Source organism: Akkermansia muciniphila ATCC BAA-835 (assembly GCF_000020225.1).
In the GTDB taxonomy this organism is placed as follows: Bacteria; Verrucomicrobiota; Verrucomicrobiia; order Verrucomicrobiales; family Akkermansiaceae; genus Akkermansia; species Akkermansia muciniphila.
Genome location: NC_010655.1, coordinates 16,368 through 33,598, shown reverse-complemented (window position 1 = coordinate 33,598; position 17,231 = coordinate 16,368). Strand labels below are relative to the sequence as shown.

The window sequence follows — 17,231 nt, the reverse complement described above, 5'->3', positions numbered from 1 at the left end:
AGAATTTATTTTTCGTAAACGAGGATATGGCGCAGGTGCATGAATTCCGGCTGTGCGTTTTTGGCTTCCACCTTGATCCACTTGGCTTTGGTGCCTTCCGGTGCGGTGATGACCCATTCCTTGGGCATGTTTTCCGTGGCGGCCAGGGGGAACCAGGTGGCTCCGTCCGTGGACGTGGAGACCTCCATTTTCTTCATCCGGTTTTCATTGCCGTCGCGCTTGGTGACTACCAGCCCGGCCAGGTTCACTCCGTTTTTCAGTTCTACAATGACGTTCGGATTGGCTTCCTTATCCGTATGCTGGGCTCCGCCGCAGGGACGCAGCAGGTTGATATGGTCCCAGGGGCTGTCCCACTGGCTCGTGGTGGAGCACCGGACCATGCCGTCTGCGGGCACCAGTTTCCAGCCCTGCGGAATGGACGCCTTGACCGTATTGTTCGTCGCATTGGCGCCGGAGAAAGAGGCCGCCGCTTTGCTCAAGGCCTGGAAGGCCGGAATGGAGCGGGCCGTTTCCGTGGCATAGATGGCTTTGCCGTAGGCTTCCTTCAGCTTTTTGGGGTCGGGGGCTTTCCCGGAGGTCCCGGTTTTTCCCGTTTGCTGGGCTACCTTGGCGAATGCGTTGGAGAACACGTCCGCCTGTCCGTTTTCCACAAAGTTTTTCACGCCCCATTCCAACGCCTGGCCAAAGTTGGTGCCGTCCCCCGTTTTCAGGTGGGTGGAGAGGACTGTTTCCAGATAGGCCGCTTTTTCCTGCGGATTTGCCAGGAAGGCAGATTGGGAGTCCAGCACGGGCTGGAATTTCACCGCCCATGATGTGGGAGTGGTGGCGATGGCTTCATGCAGGTCCCGGAACCAGGCAATCCGGTCTGCGGGCGGAATATCCATCAGGAATTTATTCTGCACGTCCTTGAGGATGTCGAATGCGGCAAAGCCGTTGCCCTGATAGTGGGAAAGGGCGTCCTTGGCGTAAACGTACCAGTCGACAGGTTGCATGCCTTCCTTTTCCATCAGCAGGCGTTGAAGCTCCGTGCGGAAGAACGGGTGCAGCGGTGTTTGCCTGAGCGCTTCCTCCCATGCCTGAATGGCCTTGTCCTTGTTGCCGGAAGCCTCGTCCAGCCGGGCCTGGGCGGCCCACAGGTAGGCCTGGTCCGCCTTATCGTTGTCAGCAAAGACATTTTCCATCAGCAGGTAGGAAGTAGGAGCCTGGGAGCCGAAGATATGGTTGTGCATGCCTCCGTCTGGTCCGCCGAAGCCGCCTTTCCATTCCCCCCGTTTCACGCGCACCGCGTACGCGCAGTGGCCCGGTTGTCCTACCGGATAAGCGGGGATGCCGTGGGCCTGGGCCGCCATGGTGCCAAAATAGGAGAGGCCGCCGCAAACGCCGCCGATGATCTGCGTGTTTTCCGCGGTCGTGTTAAGATCCCTCCACGGCACGTAGAAAAGGGGCCCCTGAATGGTATCGCCAAAGAAATTGTGGCCCGTATAGGGAGCGGCCCAGCAGGCGGCCGTGTATCGCCGCCAGGGGAGGTTGACGTGTTCATTGCTCCATTCATAGGATTTATCGTCCCAGGGACTTCCCACGACGAAGCGCATTTCCCATGGGCGCAGTTTGATGAATCCCGGATGCAGCCTGTTTTCCTGATGCAGTTTTTTGAAAATCCGGTAGCGGCGCACCGGATTGCTGTTGGCGGAGTTGGTTTTGAGCCTTCCCGCCATGGGGCCGGTGGAAAAGACAGAGGCCAGCCCGGTGGCCAGGGATTGGTAATTCCGGAAATCCGGGCTCTTGCCGTCCGCTTTCCAGATGTCGGAGAGGATTTGAAGGCCTTCCGGTGAATTTTCCGGAATCAGGCCTGCTCCAAGGTAAAGCTCCATCCACACCGGGTCCTGTAGAAAGGTTTTGATGAAAGCGGCATCTTGCGCGCTTTTGGAGAAAACGGCTTTCACCTTGTCCGGTCCCGTGACGCGCAGGAGTTCGTGAATGTCCAGCAAATGGCGGTACTGCTTGTTCTGGAGCAGTTTCTGTTCGGATTTCGTTTGTTCTCCAGCCTTCAGGAGGGTGGAGCGCAGTTCCGTCTGCAGGCCATCAAAGTCTCCGGAGGCAATTTTTTGTGCCAGGGGCGCCGGCAGGCGGCTGGAGGAGGCCGGCGTTTCCGTTTCAGTTTCCGTCAGGCCCTGTGCCGCGCAGACGGGAGCCGCGAGCAGGGAAGTGCAGAGAAGAAGATGTGAAATATTCATGTGGAAGGGATTACTTGATAATAGCAGAAAGAGGTGGGAGGGAACCAGTGCGTTTTTCGACTTATTACGATGCCAGAAGGACGTTTTTATCATCCTTCGCGGCATATTTCAGCACAAATGGTCACAGAGCATTTTGACGCCCAGGCCGATGAGGATGAGCCCGGCTCCCGCTTCCAGATGAAAGGTCGGAAAGCGGTGCAGCCGTCTGGTCAGGAAAAAGCCGGCCGCCGTGCACAGGAAGGTGGTGAAGCCGATGGCGGCGGCGGGGAGAAGCACCGCGTGGAGGGTAGGGTCGGTTCCACACTGGGCGGATGAAAGGTAAATGCTGATGCCCGCTACCAGCGCGTCGATGCTGGTGGCGATTCCCACGGCCATAAGGGTAGGAAACGTCAGGCTGGTGACGTGGGGCATATCCTCTTCTTCGTTGCGGTGATTCCAGCCTTCGCGGAGGACGTTGACCCCGAGGAAGGTGAACACGGCGAAGCCCAGCCAGTGGTCCCAGGCCGCAATATACCGGTGCACGGAGCCTGTAAGCAGAAAACCCAGGACGGGCATCAGGAATTGACCGGCCCCGGTGGACAGGGAGAGCTTGATTCCGTTGCTCAAACGCTTTTGCTTAATGAGCAGGCCGTAGGAGAACGCCACGACGAAAGCGTCCACGGAGAGGGCAAAAGCCAGGAAGATCAAGTCGGCAAGCGGCATGCTCATTGCGGAGAGGCACTCTAGGATATCCCCGGGAAAAAGCAATTTTTTTGTTCCTTGCGCTTTTTCCTGATTCCAAATGCGGCACAGGCGGGTCGGCTGGATTCCTGCTTCCGGCCGGGGGATTTGGTTGTTTCATGATTTTTTTTGTTGTATTTCCCATAAAGAAAAATAAAAAACACACCTGTAAAGACACAAGCATACCGGATGGAAGTTTGAAAAAATATTCACTTTTGCTACATGGTATGATTCACGTTTGGAGATATGATATTCTGCGGCGGATGTATTTTTTGATATAGACCTCGTCGGAATTTGTCGGCATGCTTTGTGCTTCATGGCAGTTATTCCCGTTGACCGCCATGTTTGAAAGCATAGTTGCATTATTTTTTAGGGAATAGAAGAACGGCGTCCTTGATTATTCAAAACCGCCGTTTGTGTCATTGGGCATGTATAATTTCTGTCGCGCGACGTTTTTTCCGTCGCCCGGCATATGTTCTTAACCTATTGACGCTTCATCTTGATTGTGTTTCGGCAATGGAATATAAGGCTGCTTTTCCTGCTAATTTTACCCGTGCTCCATCCATGCGGCAATAAAGTGTCCCACCGCGTTTGGAAGCCTGATAAGCTATGATGTCGTCTTTTCCCAATCTGTTCGCCCAGTAAGGTATAATGTGACAATGACCGGAACCACAAACGGCATCCTCCGGCACTCCGCATTTGGGGGCAAAGGTACGGGAAACGCAGTCAGTTTCCGTACCTTTTGCGGTTACATGGAGCAAAAGACCGTTCAGGGCATGAACTTTTGATAGATCCGGATTGAGATGTTCGATTATTTTTATATCGTCAAACACGCATAAAAGGTCACGCCCCATATACGCTTCTCTGGGGGTAGCGCCGATAGCGTCGATCATTTGCTCCGTTACGGGAACTGGTTTTAATTCATAGGCGGGGAAATCCATTTCATAAAGATCACCATGCCGTTCTACCACCAAATCACCGCTTAAAGTTTGAAAAACAACTTTTGCCGCTTCTTTTTCATAGAAGTTCAAAATAACATAGGCACAGGCTAATGTCGCATGACCGCATAAGTCAATCTCTCCACCGGGGGTAAACCACCGCAGATGATAGCTCCCCCCCTTTTTGACAGCAAAGGCCGTTTCTGAAAGATTGTTTTCAACGGCCATATTTAACATCAATTCCCCGGACGGCCATTGTTCTAAAATGCAAATCGCCGTGGGATTTCCATGAAAAACTTTGTCAGTAAAGGCGTCTATGATATATTGTTTCATTATAATATATTTATTCCAAATCAACTGCAACTTCGGTTCTGCGCAAAATTTTCAGACGCGGGCCCTGGCATCCATGCAGCTTTTTGCGGGCTTGGCGGTAAATACTTTCCATGCTCCGTATTGCTTTTGTATCTTAACCGTTTATTAAAGCGGGCTCCCCAAAGTCCGGACGTTACTCATAAGCATTCAGGGCGGAGCCGCCGGGAAAAATGAATTGATGGACATGAGCGGTGCTTTTCAGGCTCCATAACCGCAGTTTCAAAATGAAGGCTGGACAGTTGTTGCTGCGTAAGCTTCATCATTGATTGACAAATATGTTCCCGAACCGCACGCATGACTGGCGGAAGGGGGCATTCCGACAGTCATGCGTCGAGGATGGGAAAGAAAGCTATTTGCAGTATTTTTTGATATAGGGCAGCACGGCGTCTGCCCAGATGGCGTAGCCTTTTTCCGTAAAGTGCAGGTTGTCCCTGCTGATGCCGGGGAGCAGTTTGCCGGAGGAGTCCAGAAAGCGCCTGTTGATGTTGGCGTAAGTGGTGCGGGGCAGCTTGCACTGGGCCAGAATGGCGTTGATGCGGTCGTTGTGCTGGCGCAGCTTGTCCTGGGGACCTGTGCCGCGCGGGAAAATGCCCAGCAGGAGGACGTGGGTGTCCGGGAACCTGACCAGCAGGTGTTCAACGGCACCCAGAATTCCCATGGCCGTTTTTTCCGGGGCTTCCCCTCCTTTGAAATGACCGGTATTGTTGGTGCCGATCATGACGATGCAGAGTTTGGGGTCCGTTTGGGCCGGGATGCCGGAATCCGTGATGCGGTAAATCAGGTTGGTGGTTTGGTCCCCGGAAATGCCGAAATTGCAGGGATGATAGGGGGAGAACGCCTTTTCCCATATTGGTTTTCCTTCCCTTTTCCAGTAGTCCGTAATGGAATCTCCCAGGAAAAGGACGCCGCAGGGGTTGTTTTTTATTTGTTCCACCTGCTGTTCATATTGCTTCCTCCACCATTGGGGCTGTTCCCGTGGCAGCGGAGTCAGAGGGGACGGCGCAGCCGTTGAGAGAAGGGAGGCCAGCAGGGAGAAAGCAAGTATGTGCAAAATCTTCATTGGCATTTATTGTATGAACGTTTTCCAAAAACGCCACATGAAAGTGGTGGCCTTTTTTGCTGCTGCGGTGTGCGGGCAGCTTTTGCTGCAGGGTGTTCCCCCTTGCCAGATTCCGGGGGGTGGTGTAGCTTGTGGGCGGTATGAGTGAGGTATCCCTGCAGCATGGAATGACGCGCCAGATGGCCGTCTCCCAGTCCATGCAGACAGGGATGCAGATTCTTCAGGCTTCTGCTTTGGAATTAAGGCAGATTATCCGTCAGGCGCTGGAAACCAATCCCATGCTTGAGGAGTTGCCGGACGCTTCCCCGGAAGCGCTGGAAGACGGTCCGGACGGGGATGCCTGGAATGAGCGGGAGGACGGGTGGAACGAGTTTACGGCGGAAGGCCGCCTGTCTGGGGACGCGGCCGCCCGCCGTGATTTCATGTATGAATCCGTCGTGGCTCCGGAATCCCTGAAAACCCATTTGATGGATCAGGCGCAGCATTCCGCATTGACGGGCCGCGCCCGGGACGCCCTGTTCCTGCTGATTGACGCTTTGGACGAACGCGGGTTTCTGACGGAGTCTCCGCAGGAGCTGGAAGAGCAGGGGTGTTTCAGCATGCGGGACATGGAGGAAGCTCTGGCTGCGCTGAGGGAAATGGACCCGCCTGGAGTGGGGGCGGCGAATTTAAGGGATTCCCTGCTGATCCAGCTTGAACAGCGCGGTTTGAAGCGTTCGCTTGCTTTCCGCCTGGTCAAGCGCTGCTGGCGGGAACTGGCGGCGCACAAGTATGAGGAAGCCGCACGCCTGCTGGACGTGGAACCGGGGGCCGTGGCGGCGGCTCTGGAGGTGATTAGGAGCCTGACTCCTGATCCAGGGGGGGCCTACGCCCCCGGCGGCAACCCTCATCTGCTGCCTGACGTCATTGTGGAGGAGGGGCCTTCCGGCGTGCTGGAGGTTATCCTCACTTCCGAGTATCTTCCGCGCCTGTCCATGAATGAACGGTATATGGAGTTAATGGCTGAGGGTTCCGGAAGCCGGGAGCTGAGGCAATATCTCCGCAGGGCGTTCCGTGAGGGACAGGAGCTGTTGCGGGCTTTGGATATGAGGCAGGAGACCGTTTTGCGCCTGGCCCGTGTCATTGTGCGGAGGCAGGAGGATTTTTTCAGGTCCGGCCCGTCCCGCCTGAAGGCCATGGGCATGGAAGAAGTGGCGGAGGAGATGGGGGTTCATGTTTCCACGGTTTCCCGGGCGTGCCGGGACAAGTACCTGTTGTGCAGGTGGGGGATGAAAGAATTGAGATCCTTTTTCAGTGCGGGAGTTCCGTCTGAAGGCGGCGTTTCCCCGGACGGGGCGGCTTCCGGAGCCGTGGCTGCCGGCGCCGTCCAAGAGCTGATGCGGCGGCTGATTGCGGAGGAAGATTCTTCCAAACCCCTCAGTGACGCCGGGCTGGCGGCCGCGCTGCGGGAAAAAGGGGTGAACATCGCCCGCAGGACGGTGGCCAAATATCGGGAGCAGATGAAGATACTGCCCGCTTCCCTGCGCCGGGGAATATGACAGTCCCCTATATTTTGAATTGTTTATTAATAATTTAACAATCAATGTGTTGTGTCTTTTGTTGATAAGGCGCTTTTTTTGTTTTTCTTTCCGACGGAAGAGGCGGTTGACTGATGCGGCTTTGGTGCTATAGTCCCCGCTTTATCGTGATGCGTACATTTACCTGGCCTATTGCCCTGCTGCTGGCGGGGCTTCTTTTCCAGACAGTGGCGTTTGCCGTGTTGAATACGGTTGTTCCCCTGTGGATGGAGCAATTTGATGCCGCCACCTGGGAGGCAGGGCTGGTGGGGGCTTTCTTTTTTCTCGGGAACCTGGCCGGAACGCTGCTGGCTGGCGGCGTGATTCGCCGGGCCGGGTTCAAAGGAAGTTACCAATATGCATGCCTTTTATGCGCAGTCTCCACCGTTCTGCTGCCTGTGTTTCCCGGCGTGCCGGCCTGGAGCGGCCTCCGGCTGCTGGCGGGGATCAGCTGCGCCCTGGTCTGGGTGGTGGTGGAAAGCGCCCTGCTGAGGGCCGGAACGCTGCAAACCCGCGGCATTCTGCTGGCTTCCTACATGGTGGTTTATTATCTGGGTACGGTGCTGGGGCAGTTGCTTCTGGGCTGGTTCCCCAGCGATATGCCCCTGATTGTGACGGAAGTCTGCATTTTATCAGTGGCGGGCATGGTTCCGCTGATGTTTGCGCGTCTGGAGCCGGGCAATGGACAGGTTTCATCCTCCTCCCATATAGAGATTCGGACACTGCTGAGACGCCGCAGCGTCTTTCTGGGTGTTGTGGGATGTGTGATTTCCGGCGTGGTATTGGGTACTATTTATTGCCTGATGCCCCTGTTCCTGAAGCACCAGGGAATGGACCACTCTTCCGTGGGATACTGGATGGCCCTGCTGATTGCCGCTGCCATTCTGGGGCAGTGGCCCATGGGGCGGCTGGCGGACAGGTACGGCCGCGCTTTCGTCATGAAATGCCAGTCCCTGCTGGTGGCGGCGGCCTGTGCCGGGCTGATGCTGAAGGGGGGGCTGATGGCTCCCTCCCTGATTGCTCTGGGGCTGGCCGGATTTTCCCTGTACCCTGTTGCCATGGCCTGGGGATGCGAGGAAGCTTCCCGGGATGAACTGGTGACCATGAACCAGCTTCTGCTGTTGAGTTATTCCCTGGGCACGCTGGCCGGCCCTTCCCTGACTTCGTTCCTGATGCAGAGGTATTCCGACAATTGGATGCCTATGGTTATTGCGCTGGTGGCCCTTTCCTTCATGCCTGTGCTGATGCTGGGCGGCGGCCACGGAAGGAGAAAGCTGTCCCGGTAACGGGGAGAGAGGGAAACGTCAGGATGCTTTCTCGCCCTGGCCGGCGTTTTTTGCCGGTTCGGGCGCGTCGTTGTCCGCTACCTGGTGAATCATGTCCGTCAGCGCCTGCACATACTCTTCCGTACGGGCATCCGTGACGGGATACTTGCTCCGGCAGGAGACCGTGGGAATGCCCAGGACCGCGTAATGGCGGTCATTGCCTGTGAGGGCGGAAGGTTCCCGGTGGAAGGTAGCGGGCGCCTGCTCCCAGGATTTGGCGAAGGGGGCGGCGCACTGGCCAGCAAATTTCTTGCCGTGCGGGGTGGTCGTGAACAGAACGGCTTCCCGGGAGGATTCCGGGCCCGGCTGTTTTCGTTCCCCTCCGGCATCCAGCTTCTGGGGTTCCAGATTGATCATGCCCAGGATGTTGGTTGCTCCAATGCTGCCGCTTAGGGTGCTGGCATGCACGCAGGCTCCGGAAGAGATGGATTTCCCTGCGGGCTCCGCTCCGTTCGCGTATGCGACAAAATAGATATTGTGATTGGTGGGGATGTCTTTCAGGCCTCTCGCCGTCTCCAGCAGCAGGGCCGTTCCGCTGCCGTTGTTGCGCTGTCCGCTGGAATCATAATTGGCTCCCACGACGATGCTTTGATTGTTGGAATACAGGCCGGGCTTGTAAACCAGGATGTTGTAAATGGCCGCTCCTTTTTTCACGTTTCCTCCGGATACGGGCTGCATGGTGACGGCGTACCCCATGTCCGAGAAATTCCCGGCGATGTATTTGGCGGCGGCTTCCATGGATTTGGGCTGGCTGGCGTTTCTTTCCCCGATGTCTTTTTGCAGGACTTCCGTGTGTTTTTCCATGCGTGCGCCCAGGGTCCGCGGCGTTTCCTGCCCTCCGGAGGAAAACATGGGAAGAAATGTGCAGGAGGAAAGACCGGTGGACAGCAGCAGGAATCCGGAAGACAGGAAGGCGGAGGGATGCATGCGGGGCATCATGGCTTTACAGGGTTTCAATATAATGCAGTTCACGGGCAATCTGGGCTGCCAGGGGGATCTTCATGTGGTCCGGCAGGACGCTCCAGGTATAGGTTTCCACCTCCAGATGCGGTTGCGGGCCTTTGCGGCTCCGGAGGAAATTATGCGTTTTCTGGATGAATTCTTCCGTGCTTTTCAAGGGTGGTTCCGGTGAAGCGTACAGGGGAATGTGGTAATGAATGCGCCATTGGGAATCACGTATTTCCTCTGCATAATCCCGCCCATAGGCCAGGGCATTGGGCAGGTCCGGGAAAAGCATGGCGCCTTCCCGGTGGAGGATGCTGGTCTGATGGAAATAAACGCCATCGTCAAACTGCCGGAGGCGTTCCAGGTCTTCCTCCCCACATATGCGGCATTCCAGGGCGTTGGAAAATTGCACTTTGCAGAGGGCGATGTTGTTTTCCTCCCAGGCGGAGAGGGTGAATTCCGGTTCTTCCCGGAGAATGGCGAAATGGCAGGTATCGTATGTCAGCCCCAGGTGGCGTTCGATAAGTTCGGGACGGCGGGAACGGTTGCGGAGGCCGTTGAAAAAACGGATGGCTCCATCCGTATCGTGAAAATGGCCGAAGGGTTCCGGTTCCAGCCCCAGCTGCATCAGGCAGCCGGTCTGCCTGCCCAGCACATCCAGGAATCCGCTCATGGCGTCCAGCCGGGAGAAGATGCGTTCTTCATCCGCATGAAACCAGCTGTGCGAGGCAGGGAGCGTGCTGACGGTCAGCCTGTCAGCCTGTTCGTCACCAATGAGTGCCAGAATGCGGAACAGGTTGCAGGTGTATTCAAAACGTTCCGGTGTAGTCCAGTCCGGCTGGAAAACGCGTTCTTTCACGCGCTGCCCGTGGAAATTTCCGTAAGGGAACCCGTTAAGGGTTTCTACGCGCGCGCCCTGGTCTTCCAGCCATGATTTCAGGGTTTCCGCGGCGTGCGGCGTTGCCAGAAGCTCCGCTGCCGCCCTGGCGGACAGGCGCAGGCCGATGCCCAGGGGGAGATCCTTCAGAGGGGAGTCCATCGCCGCGAGTTCCTGCCTGATGCGGGGAACGCAGGTGAAAAGAGCCTCCCTGGTTTCCGCCCAGGATTCTGCGGGATGAATATTGGTACAATAGGAAAGCATGAAGGCGTGTGTGATGTAAGGGGAACGGCGTTTTTCTGCAGGATATTTTTCTTGCCTAAATACGGTTCCGCGCAGAAGGAAAATTTCATGGAGTTCCGCTTTTTGGCGTCATCCGGGAGCTTTCCCCGGCAAGTGGAGCGCCTGCGGAGCCCTTCAACTTCCGGAATAGGGTGTCATTGGAGCAATAAAAAACAGGCCGCCTGCAAGCTGGGCCTGTTTTTGGAAGAGGAGGCATTTTGCCCCGGCCCGGAAACACGCCATGGAGGCGCAAAAGCTTCGGGCCGGGGAAGATTGCCGGCTGTTACTGGACGATGCCCAGCGGAGCAGTCGTTTTCCAGTCTCCGCGGGTGAAGTCCGGGAATACCTGGGGCATGCCGCCCTGGGCCACGGAGTATTCGGAAAGCTCGGAGACGGAGGACCAGAAAGCTCCTTCATAAACGTTCTGGTCCATCGGTTCGCCATTGCGGAGGCATTCGATGATGCGGAAGAGCATCACGAAGTCCATGCCGCCGTGACCGCCCATCTTCAGGGCCAGCGGCCCGATTCTCTTCCAGAGCGGGTGATCGTACTTTTCAAAAATAGGGGCCAGTTTTTCTTTGCCTTCAATCCATTCATGATAATTTCCGTTGCCCAGCTTTTCCCCGGCTACGCGGGTCGGGAAGCCGGCCAAGGTGCCCAGGGTGCCCTGGATGAGATTCAGGCGGGAGTAGGGGCGCGGACTGGTTTCATCCCATTCCACCAGGACGGTGCGGCCCATGGTGGTCTTGATGATGGAGGTATTCATATCGCCGCAGGCAAAGTCCAGCTTGTTCCACTTGTGGTCCGCCGGGAAATTTTTCTTGGCATACGCGGCGCGGCCCAGGGCCGGGCTGGAGAAGGAGACGAGCCTGCCGAAGCAGTCGTCCTTGCGGGCCAGATTCATGTACTGGGCAATGGGGCCGAGGCCGTGCGTGGGATACACGTTGCCGTTGCGCTTGGCGTAGTGATAGGTTCTCCAGGAACCGGTGCCGCGTTCCACCTGCTTCATCTGTCCGCGCAGTTCATGGATGTAGGCGGCTTCTCCGTACAGCAGGTCGCCAATGACGCCCTGGCGCACCATGTTCAGGTACATGAGTTCCTCACGTCCGTAGTTGACGTTTTCCATCATCATGCAGTGCTTCCTGGTTTCTTCGGAGGTATCCACGATTTCCCAGAGTTCCTTGATGGAGACGGCCATAGGCACTTCCACAAAGGCGTGGGCGCCCATCTTCATCACGTCGCAGGTAACACGGCAGTGCCATTCCCAGCTGGGGCAGACGATGACGGCGTCCGGCTTGACTTCCTTCATCATGCGCTTGTAGTCTTCCGGTCCTTTCGTGAAAATGGGGGGGCGCTTGCCCGTCTTCTTTTCCACGACGTCCGCACTGCGCTTGGCCCAGTCTTCATACAGGTCGCAAATGCCGACAATTTCCGCACCTTCTATAACGGCCATCTGGCCCACGTGCATGGAACCGCGTTCACCCACGCCGACAAAGGCCACACGCACCTTGTCCAGCTTGGGAGCCCTGAAGCCGCCCATGTAGATGGCGCCGGGCTTGCGCGGGGGCCACGTGGTCATGGGGCCGATGTTATTCGGGTCCGGAATGGTGATTTTCTTGGGAGCCAGGGGGGCTACTTCCTGGGCGTTGGCAAAGGAACCGGCAGCCAGGGCGCCAGTGGCCAGGCCCAGGGTCTGAAGGAAACGACGGCGTGATGATGAATTATCCATGGATGGTAATTATATAAAGGATTTGAATCCCCAGTTTGCCATAGATACTGAGGCTTGAGAATCTTTCTTTCACAGATGGTGAAAAAAATGCATTCCTCTGTAAAAACGGAATATCCCTGATTCCTGGAAGGAATCAGGAGGGAATGCCGCCGCCTTTTGAAAATCCCGGACATGAAAAAAGCCCCAGTCCTGCCGCAGCGCGGGAAGGACGGGGCCTGTAAGGGCATCATCCGGTTGTGCCGATGTTGCATGCCGTTGCTTGGGAATAAAACAGGGGAGCGAGCGTATCGCCGCTCCGCGTTCCGAAGGATCGGCCCTGCATCGGAGGACATCCGGAGGGTGTTGTTTGTTGCCGCCGGCGCTTGGCTGCCGTTTCCGTTCCCGGCGACGGGGAAGATCATTCCGTTTCCTGCGGCTTCTATTCAGGGGACCCTGGCAGGGGGCCGCGTGCCGTGGAATCGGGATCATCTCCCCGATCATCCGTAGATGGTCCGGTTATTGCGCCATGCCGGCGGCGGGAAGTTTTGGCGCCGCAAGCCTGGCATAGGCTTCATTCAGAGCCTTGCCCAGCCTGGGGCGGAAAGCGGTGGTGGAGGGCAGCTGGGTGCCTTCCATGCCGCAGGAGCGGAGGATGTCCGAGATGGACGGGGCCAGAGTGCGCTTCATGATGTTCGTGCAGTCTTCCAGGTCCACTCCGTATTTTTCCTCCATCAGGTTCTTGATGCGGTCCGCCATCTTTCTCATCCTCTCAATCTGTTTTCTGGACATGATCGGCTGGATGATTTCATTCGGGTCGGGGACGTAGCCGATCAGCATTCCAATGGCCCGTTTCAGATCTTCCGGCAATTCCGTTACATTGCCGCTGTTAAGGACCTGAGCCAGAACCTGATAACTGCTGGTGGCGTTTTCGTCATAATCATGAATGCCCGAGGCCAGCGCCACGCCTGCGATGCTCTGCACGTAGCGGGCTACTTCCGGGGAATAATTTCCTTCCACGAAGGTGGAGGGAACGTCATCCGCGTAAGCCTGCATGGCGGCCTGGCAGGCGAGGGAACCGACGGTGCCCGCGCATAGTGTCCTGATGATGAACGAGGTTATTTTCATGATTGAAACTCCGGTTGAAGCTTCCCGGCTGGAACGATTAGGAGAACCGTTTGCAGCAAGTGAGACCGCGCTGACTTCAATTCCGTTCAAAAGTTTTTTGAATGATTAAAATCATGCTTCCGCACGGCTGCCGTTCCTTCCGTACCCTTTCCGCGGCTCCCTGCGGGGAGCGGAACGTTTTTCCTGCATGGGGCTGCTCCTTTTCCTGCGCGCTTCTGGGACTGCGCGCAATTCAGCCGGGACGGAGGCGCTGGAAGCGTGTACGGGAAGGAGGCGTCCCAACAGCTTGTGCACATTCCTGGCTTTCCTGATTTCCTCCGGGGAACAGAGAGCGATGGCTTGCCCGGCGGCTCCGGCGCGCGCCGTGCGGCCGATGCGGTGCACATAGACCTCCGGTTCTTCCGGCAAATCATAATTGATGACAAGCCGCACGTCTTTTACGTCAATGCCGCGGGCGGCGATGTCCGTGGCGACGAGGACAGGCGTTTTCCCGGAACGGAATTCACGGAGCATGCGTTCGCGCCTGCCCTGGCTTTTGTCCCCGTGAATGGCGGAAGCCGGATAATCCTTTCCGGACAGGAAGGAGGCCAGGCGGTCTGCTCCATGCCTGGTCCGGGTAAAGATAAGCGTGCGGCCAGGGAGCTCCTGCTGTTTCAGCAGTTCCAGGGTAAGGAGCCTTTTTTCCGACTGGGAGCCGACCATGCAAAGGAACTGTTCTACCCTGTCCGCCGTGGAGGAGGGAGGGGAGACTCTCACCGTTTCCGGTTTCTGAAGCAGGGTCTGGGCCAGTTGCCGGATATTGTCCGGCATGGTGGCGGAAAACATCTGCGTGTGGCGTTTCCTCGGGATTTTGGAGACGATTTTTTTCAGGGCTGGGGCGAATCCCATATCCAGCATATGGTCCGCCTCATCCAGAATCAGGGTTTCCACGCCGTCCAGACTGACGGTCCGGCGTTCCAGATGGTCGATCAGTCTGCCGGGCGTGGCTACCAGAATATCCAGGCCTCCGGCCAGTTCCTTGAACTGGGAAGCATACCCCACGCCTCCGAAAATGACGGCGGTGGACAGATGCAGCCCTCTGGCGTAGGCGCGGATATTTTCATGAATTTGCGCAGCCAGTTCCCGGGTGGGACTCAGAATAAGCGCCCTTACCCGGCGGCCCGGCGGCTTTCCGGAACGTTCTGAAAGCTGTTGAATAAGGGGCAGGGCGAACGCGGCCGTTTTTCCGGTTCCGGTTTGCGCCAGCCCCATCAGGTCCTTGTTCTGCAGCAACAGGGGGATGCAGGCTGCCTGGATGGGAGTGGGGGTCTTGTACTCCAGATTCTCCAGTTGGCGGAGAATGGGAGCCGACAAGCCAAGCTCCCTGAATGTAGTTGATACCATGTCTGTGGATGTGTCTGTGAATGCGCCTCGGCTGCAATGAACTGACGGAATCACGGCAATAACGGAACAAAAAAGTCCGCAGGAGCGATACTGAAAAGATCAATACGGAGACGCCCGTATTCCGCCAACCGCAAATGACTATCAACAATCAACAACCAAACACCATTCAGCGGGAACGAACTTATCAAAACACGGCGAAAATCTCCTGTCAAGGAAAATAAAAACGTTTGTCCTGTTAGTATTCCGTATCTCCGCTTCAAAAACAGTTCTTGTCATGATTTTTTTATAGAAATTGAATATGAATAAATTACCGGATGAAGCGGGTGAGGAATCCGCCGTCAACCCTAAATTCTGAATATGAATGACTGATTAATTTCTGGCGGACAATTTAGGGGAGGAATACCCAAGAGGCTCTTTTCCTGTTCCGGTACAGGTTTTATCTGCATCAGGGAGCCGGCCGACATGTTAGAGGCCGCATGTCCCAATCAGCGGATTCCTCATCCGTATACTTTCCTTTGAATAGACGATGTTGAATTAGTTATGTCCCTTAAAACAAAGGTAAAGAATGGAATTGGCATTTTTCTTGTCGTGTTGTCCGTATGTTGCGGCAGCCCTCTTTTTGCGGGGCTTCAGCCGGAAGAGGGGATGGATTTGAGCAAACCCCGGATTTGGACGGCGGTGACAGGCCATCAATTAAAGGCAGCGTATGAGGGAAGAGATGGCAACAAAATCCGGTTGCTTGCAAATGGTGGAAAAATAAAAACCATTTTACTGGAAAAACTTTCAGAAGCTGATCAGCGGTTATTGGAGCATCTGACGCGGGAGGAAAACCGGGGCGGGGAAGCTGGCTTTCCGGATTCCGGCAGGAATGGCAAGGAGCATCCATTTGTCGGATTTCTTGCTGAAGCGAAACAAAAACGCCTTGATGGAGAAGAAGGTGTGGAATATTACCAGAATCTGATTGATGCTCTTTATGAAGAAATGAAAAAACATGAATTCGGGTATCCGAAAGATTTTATTAAGGAAGATGGTTTGTTCAATATGAAATATTTAAAAAGCGTTCACGGTAGGAAAAAACGAATTTCTGAGCGCGTAAATCTTTTTACGGGAAAACATTTATTTACTCCTTCCTATGGTAATGAACCTCGTTGGGAATGGGTGGATCAGAAAATAAATTTTGTCATAGAAGGAGATCTTATCCGACTTAAACAGCAAGATACTCTGTATGCAAAAAATAAGGAAAAGATGGTGGAATTCGGTATTCTGATTAATAAGAAAAAGCGCAATGCTGAAAACTATAAAGCTTGGTATACGGAAGACAGCAACGATTATTTGTACCGGTTGGAAGCTTGCGTGAATTCATCTGATGACGGCAGGTTCGTCATAGACAGAATGAATAGAGAGGAATGGCTGCATTTATGTGCTCACGATACGAAGAAAGGAATTTTCTATACTTTAAAAATTTTGGTTGATGAAAATGGAAAAATAACAATCAGAAATTCCGAAGAAGGCTCATTCCTGTTTTTTGCCACAGTTCCCAAAAACAGGGGGTCTAAAGATGTTTTTGCTTATCCGAGAAATAATGACAGGCTTGTTTTTAATTCAGTATACAGCATAGCTGTTGCTTTGGGGAGATACGATAGGAACGGCTTTCTTATGGATTTGGAAACGCTGTGGGATGGCGTGGAAAAGAGGGGGCATTATATTAATGCCAAACCTTCGGGCAAACATGATGATCCTTTAAATGTTTTTGCGGAACGCAATGTCAAGGACAGGTAAGGCGGGCTTGAGAGCCGTGGAGGCGTTCATCTTCCGGAAGAGAGGATGGACAGCTTGAACGTTCCAAGGCTTCAGCATGTGCAGGAAGGGCGACAGCGGAAGATTCCGCATGCATTCTTTCATACAGGAACCCGGCGGAATGAAATCATGCTCCCGGTATATGAAATGTCCCGGAGAATGAACAATGTTGCCTCTGTCTCCGGACGGATGGGGGAAAAGGCAATTTTCAACGCTGCAGGAATTTGCGGGCGCCCGCGCAGTAAACGGCTCCGGAATAAACGGTCAGGATGACGGAACCCCACAGTGTAACCTGGTACAGCAAGTTGGAAGCGCCGGAACCGTGCCACAGGCAGAGCGCGGCCAGCCGGTCCGTGATGGAAGGCAGGTATTCCGGCGTATGCGTCCATGTCAGGGCCAGCAGGCAGGCGATGCAGAAGGCCAGCTGGAAGGCGGTTTTCCATTTGCCGGACGTTCCCGCAGGGATGATGACGCCATGATCCTGCGCAATCTGGCGCAGTCCGGTGACCAAGAATTCCCTGCTGATGATGAGAATGGTAATCCAGGCGGGGCAGAGCCCTTCGCCCGTCAGGTAAATGAAGGCAGCGGAGACGGCTATTTTATCCGCCAGGGGGTCAATCAGCTTGCCGAAGGTGGTGACCTGATTCAGGCGGCGGGCCAGGTAGCCGTCCAGCCAGTCCGTGCAGGCAGCCAGAATGAACGTGACCAGCGCAGCCAGGTATCCCCAGGAATACCGGTCCGCGACGCTGACTGCTGCCGTAAAGACGACTACCAGGGCAATACGCGTCAGGGTAATGGCATTGGGCAGGTTCAGCATACCGGTTTATTAGGGGACAGATGGCTGCCCGTAGCAAGCTTTTTTGCTGGATTCGGGAATGAAATTTCCGGAAAACGGCGCACGGAAAAAAG

Annotated in this window: 13 protein-coding genes; 3 read left to right on the top strand and 10 right to left on the bottom strand. The window is 55.3% G+C overall.

The genetic code is table 11. The features are described 5' to 3' along the window. Positions 1-5: 5 nt before the first annotated feature. The 4 genes from AMUC_RS00135 to AMUC_RS00120 all read right to left on the bottom strand — a co-directional run bounded on the left by AMUC_RS00135 (position 6) and on the right by AMUC_RS00120 (position 5,324). Positions 6-2,234: a discoidin domain-containing protein gene (locus tag AMUC_RS00135; protein ID WP_042447390.1), complete on the bottom strand. Its 2,229-nt coding sequence runs from the start codon at positions 2,232-2,234 to the stop codon at positions 6-8. A gap of 108 nt (positions 2,235-2,342) precedes the next feature. Continuing rightward, positions 2,343-2,936, bottom strand: coding sequence for a manganese efflux pump MntP (locus AMUC_RS11630; protein WP_157738200.1), 594 nt, complete (start codon positions 2,934-2,936; stop codon positions 2,343-2,345). A gap of 512 nt (positions 2,937-3,448) precedes the next feature. Continuing rightward, positions 3,449-4,225, bottom strand: coding sequence for a PhzF family phenazine biosynthesis protein (locus tag AMUC_RS00125; RefSeq protein WP_012419085.1), 777 nt, complete (start codon positions 4,223-4,225; stop codon positions 3,449-3,451). Between the two features lie 388 nt (positions 4,226-4,613). After that, positions 4,614-5,324 carry a GDSL-type esterase/lipase family protein gene (locus tag AMUC_RS00120; protein ID WP_012419084.1) on the bottom strand — a complete coding sequence of 237 codons (711 nt, stop codon included), beginning with the start codon at positions 5,322-5,324 and terminating at the stop codon, positions 4,614-4,616. 140 nt (positions 5,325-5,464) lie between these two features. Here AMUC_RS00120 and rpoN point away from each other — a divergent pair, with 140 nt between their 5' ends. Then, a complete protein-coding gene (gene rpoN / locus AMUC_RS00115) occupies positions 5,465-6,862 on the top strand; it encodes an RNA polymerase factor sigma-54 (RefSeq protein WP_012419083.1) in 1,398 nt (465 codons plus the stop codon). A gap of 149 nt (positions 6,863-7,011) precedes the next feature. Then, entirely contained in the window at positions 7,012-8,166 is a 1,155-nt protein-coding gene (locus AMUC_RS00110; protein WP_012419082.1) for an MFS transporter, read from the top strand. A gap of 18 nt (positions 8,167-8,184) precedes the next feature. Here the strand turns inward: AMUC_RS00110 and AMUC_RS11625 are convergent, their stop codons facing one another. From AMUC_RS11625 to AMUC_RS00080, 5 genes are all read right to left on the bottom strand, one after another. Then, entirely contained in the window at positions 8,185-9,144 is a 960-nt protein-coding gene (locus AMUC_RS11625; RefSeq protein WP_012419081.1) for a zinc-binding metallopeptidase family protein, read from the bottom strand. A 4-nt stretch (positions 9,145-9,148) separates the two neighbouring features. Further along, positions 9,149-10,291: a metabolite traffic protein EboE gene (eboE, locus tag AMUC_RS00100; RefSeq protein ID WP_012419080.1), complete on the bottom strand. Its 1,143-nt coding sequence runs from the start codon at positions 10,289-10,291 to the stop codon at positions 9,149-9,151. Between the two features lie 301 nt (positions 10,292-10,592). After that, positions 10,593-12,038 (bottom strand): Gfo/Idh/MocA family protein, encoded by a 1,446-nt coding sequence (locus AMUC_RS00095; RefSeq protein WP_012419079.1) that lies wholly within the window; start codon positions 12,036-12,038, stop codon positions 10,593-10,595. 495 nt (positions 12,039-12,533) lie between these two features. Continuing rightward, positions 12,534-13,142 (bottom strand): hypothetical protein, encoded by a 609-nt coding sequence (locus AMUC_RS00085; protein ID WP_012419078.1) that lies wholly within the window; start codon positions 13,140-13,142, stop codon positions 12,534-12,536. A 111-nt stretch (positions 13,143-13,253) separates the two neighbouring features. Next, positions 13,254-14,525, bottom strand: a complete 1,272-nt coding sequence (locus AMUC_RS00080; protein ID WP_012419077.1) for a DEAD/DEAH box helicase — start codon at positions 14,523-14,525, stop codon at positions 13,254-13,256. 540 nt (positions 14,526-15,065) lie between these two features. On the opposite strand from AMUC_RS00080, the gene AMUC_RS00075 reads away from it, so the two are divergent. Continuing rightward, positions 15,066-16,304, top strand: a complete 1,239-nt coding sequence (locus AMUC_RS00075; protein WP_012419076.1) for a hypothetical protein — start codon at positions 15,066-15,068, stop codon at positions 16,302-16,304. Between the two features lie 226 nt (positions 16,305-16,530). On the opposite strand, the gene pgsA is transcribed toward AMUC_RS00075, so the two are convergent. Then, positions 16,531-17,139 (bottom strand): CDP-diacylglycerol--glycerol-3-phosphate 3-phosphatidyltransferase, encoded by a 609-nt coding sequence (gene pgsA / locus AMUC_RS00070; protein WP_012419074.1) that lies wholly within the window; start codon positions 17,137-17,139, stop codon positions 16,531-16,533. Positions 17,140-17,231 lie beyond the last annotated feature (92 nt).

Bases quoted from the DNA above. Each gene is read 5' to 3' on its own strand.
- AMUC_RS00085 (WP_012419078.1), bottom strand. From the start codon at position 13,142: ATGAAAATAACCTCGTTCATCATCAGGACACTATGCGCGGGCACCGTC.
- eboE (WP_012419080.1), bottom strand. From the start codon at position 10,291: ATGCTTTCCTATTGTACCAATATTCATCCCGCAGAATCCTGGGCGGAA.
- AMUC_RS00080 (WP_012419077.1), bottom strand. From the start codon at position 14,525: ATGGTATCAACTACATTCAGGGAGCTTGGCTTGTCGGCTCCCATTCTC.
- AMUC_RS00135 (WP_042447390.1), bottom strand. From the start codon at position 2,234: ATGAATATTTCACATCTTCTTCTCTGCACTTCCCTGCTCGCGGCTCCC.
- AMUC_RS00120 (WP_012419084.1), bottom strand. From the start codon at position 5,324: ATGAAGATTTTGCACATACTTGCTTTCTCCCTGCTGGCCTCCCTTCTC.
- AMUC_RS00095 (WP_012419079.1), bottom strand. From the start codon at position 12,038: ATGGATAATTCATCATCACGCCGTCGTTTCCTTCAGACCCTGGGCCTG.
- AMUC_RS00075 (WP_012419076.1), top strand. From the start codon at position 15,066: ATGTCCCTTAAAACAAAGGTAAAGAATGGAATTGGCATTTTTCTTGTC.
- rpoN (WP_012419083.1), top strand. From the start codon at position 5,465: ATGAGTGAGGTATCCCTGCAGCATGGAATGACGCGCCAGATGGCCGTC.
- AMUC_RS00110 (WP_012419082.1), top strand. From the start codon at position 7,012: ATGCGTACATTTACCTGGCCTATTGCCCTGCTGCTGGCGGGGCTTCTT.
- AMUC_RS11625 (WP_012419081.1), bottom strand. From the start codon at position 9,144: ATGATGCCCCGCATGCATCCCTCCGCCTTCCTGTCTTCCGGATTCCTG.
- AMUC_RS11630 (WP_157738200.1), bottom strand. From the start codon at position 2,936: ATGCCGCTTGCCGACTTGATCTTCCTGGCTTTTGCCCTCTCCGTGGAC.
- AMUC_RS00125 (WP_012419085.1), bottom strand. From the start codon at position 4,225: ATGAAACAATATATCATAGACGCCTTTACTGACAAAGTTTTTCATGGA.
- pgsA (WP_012419074.1), bottom strand. From the start codon at position 17,139: ATGCTGAACCTGCCCAATGCCATTACCCTGACGCGTATTGCCCTGGTA.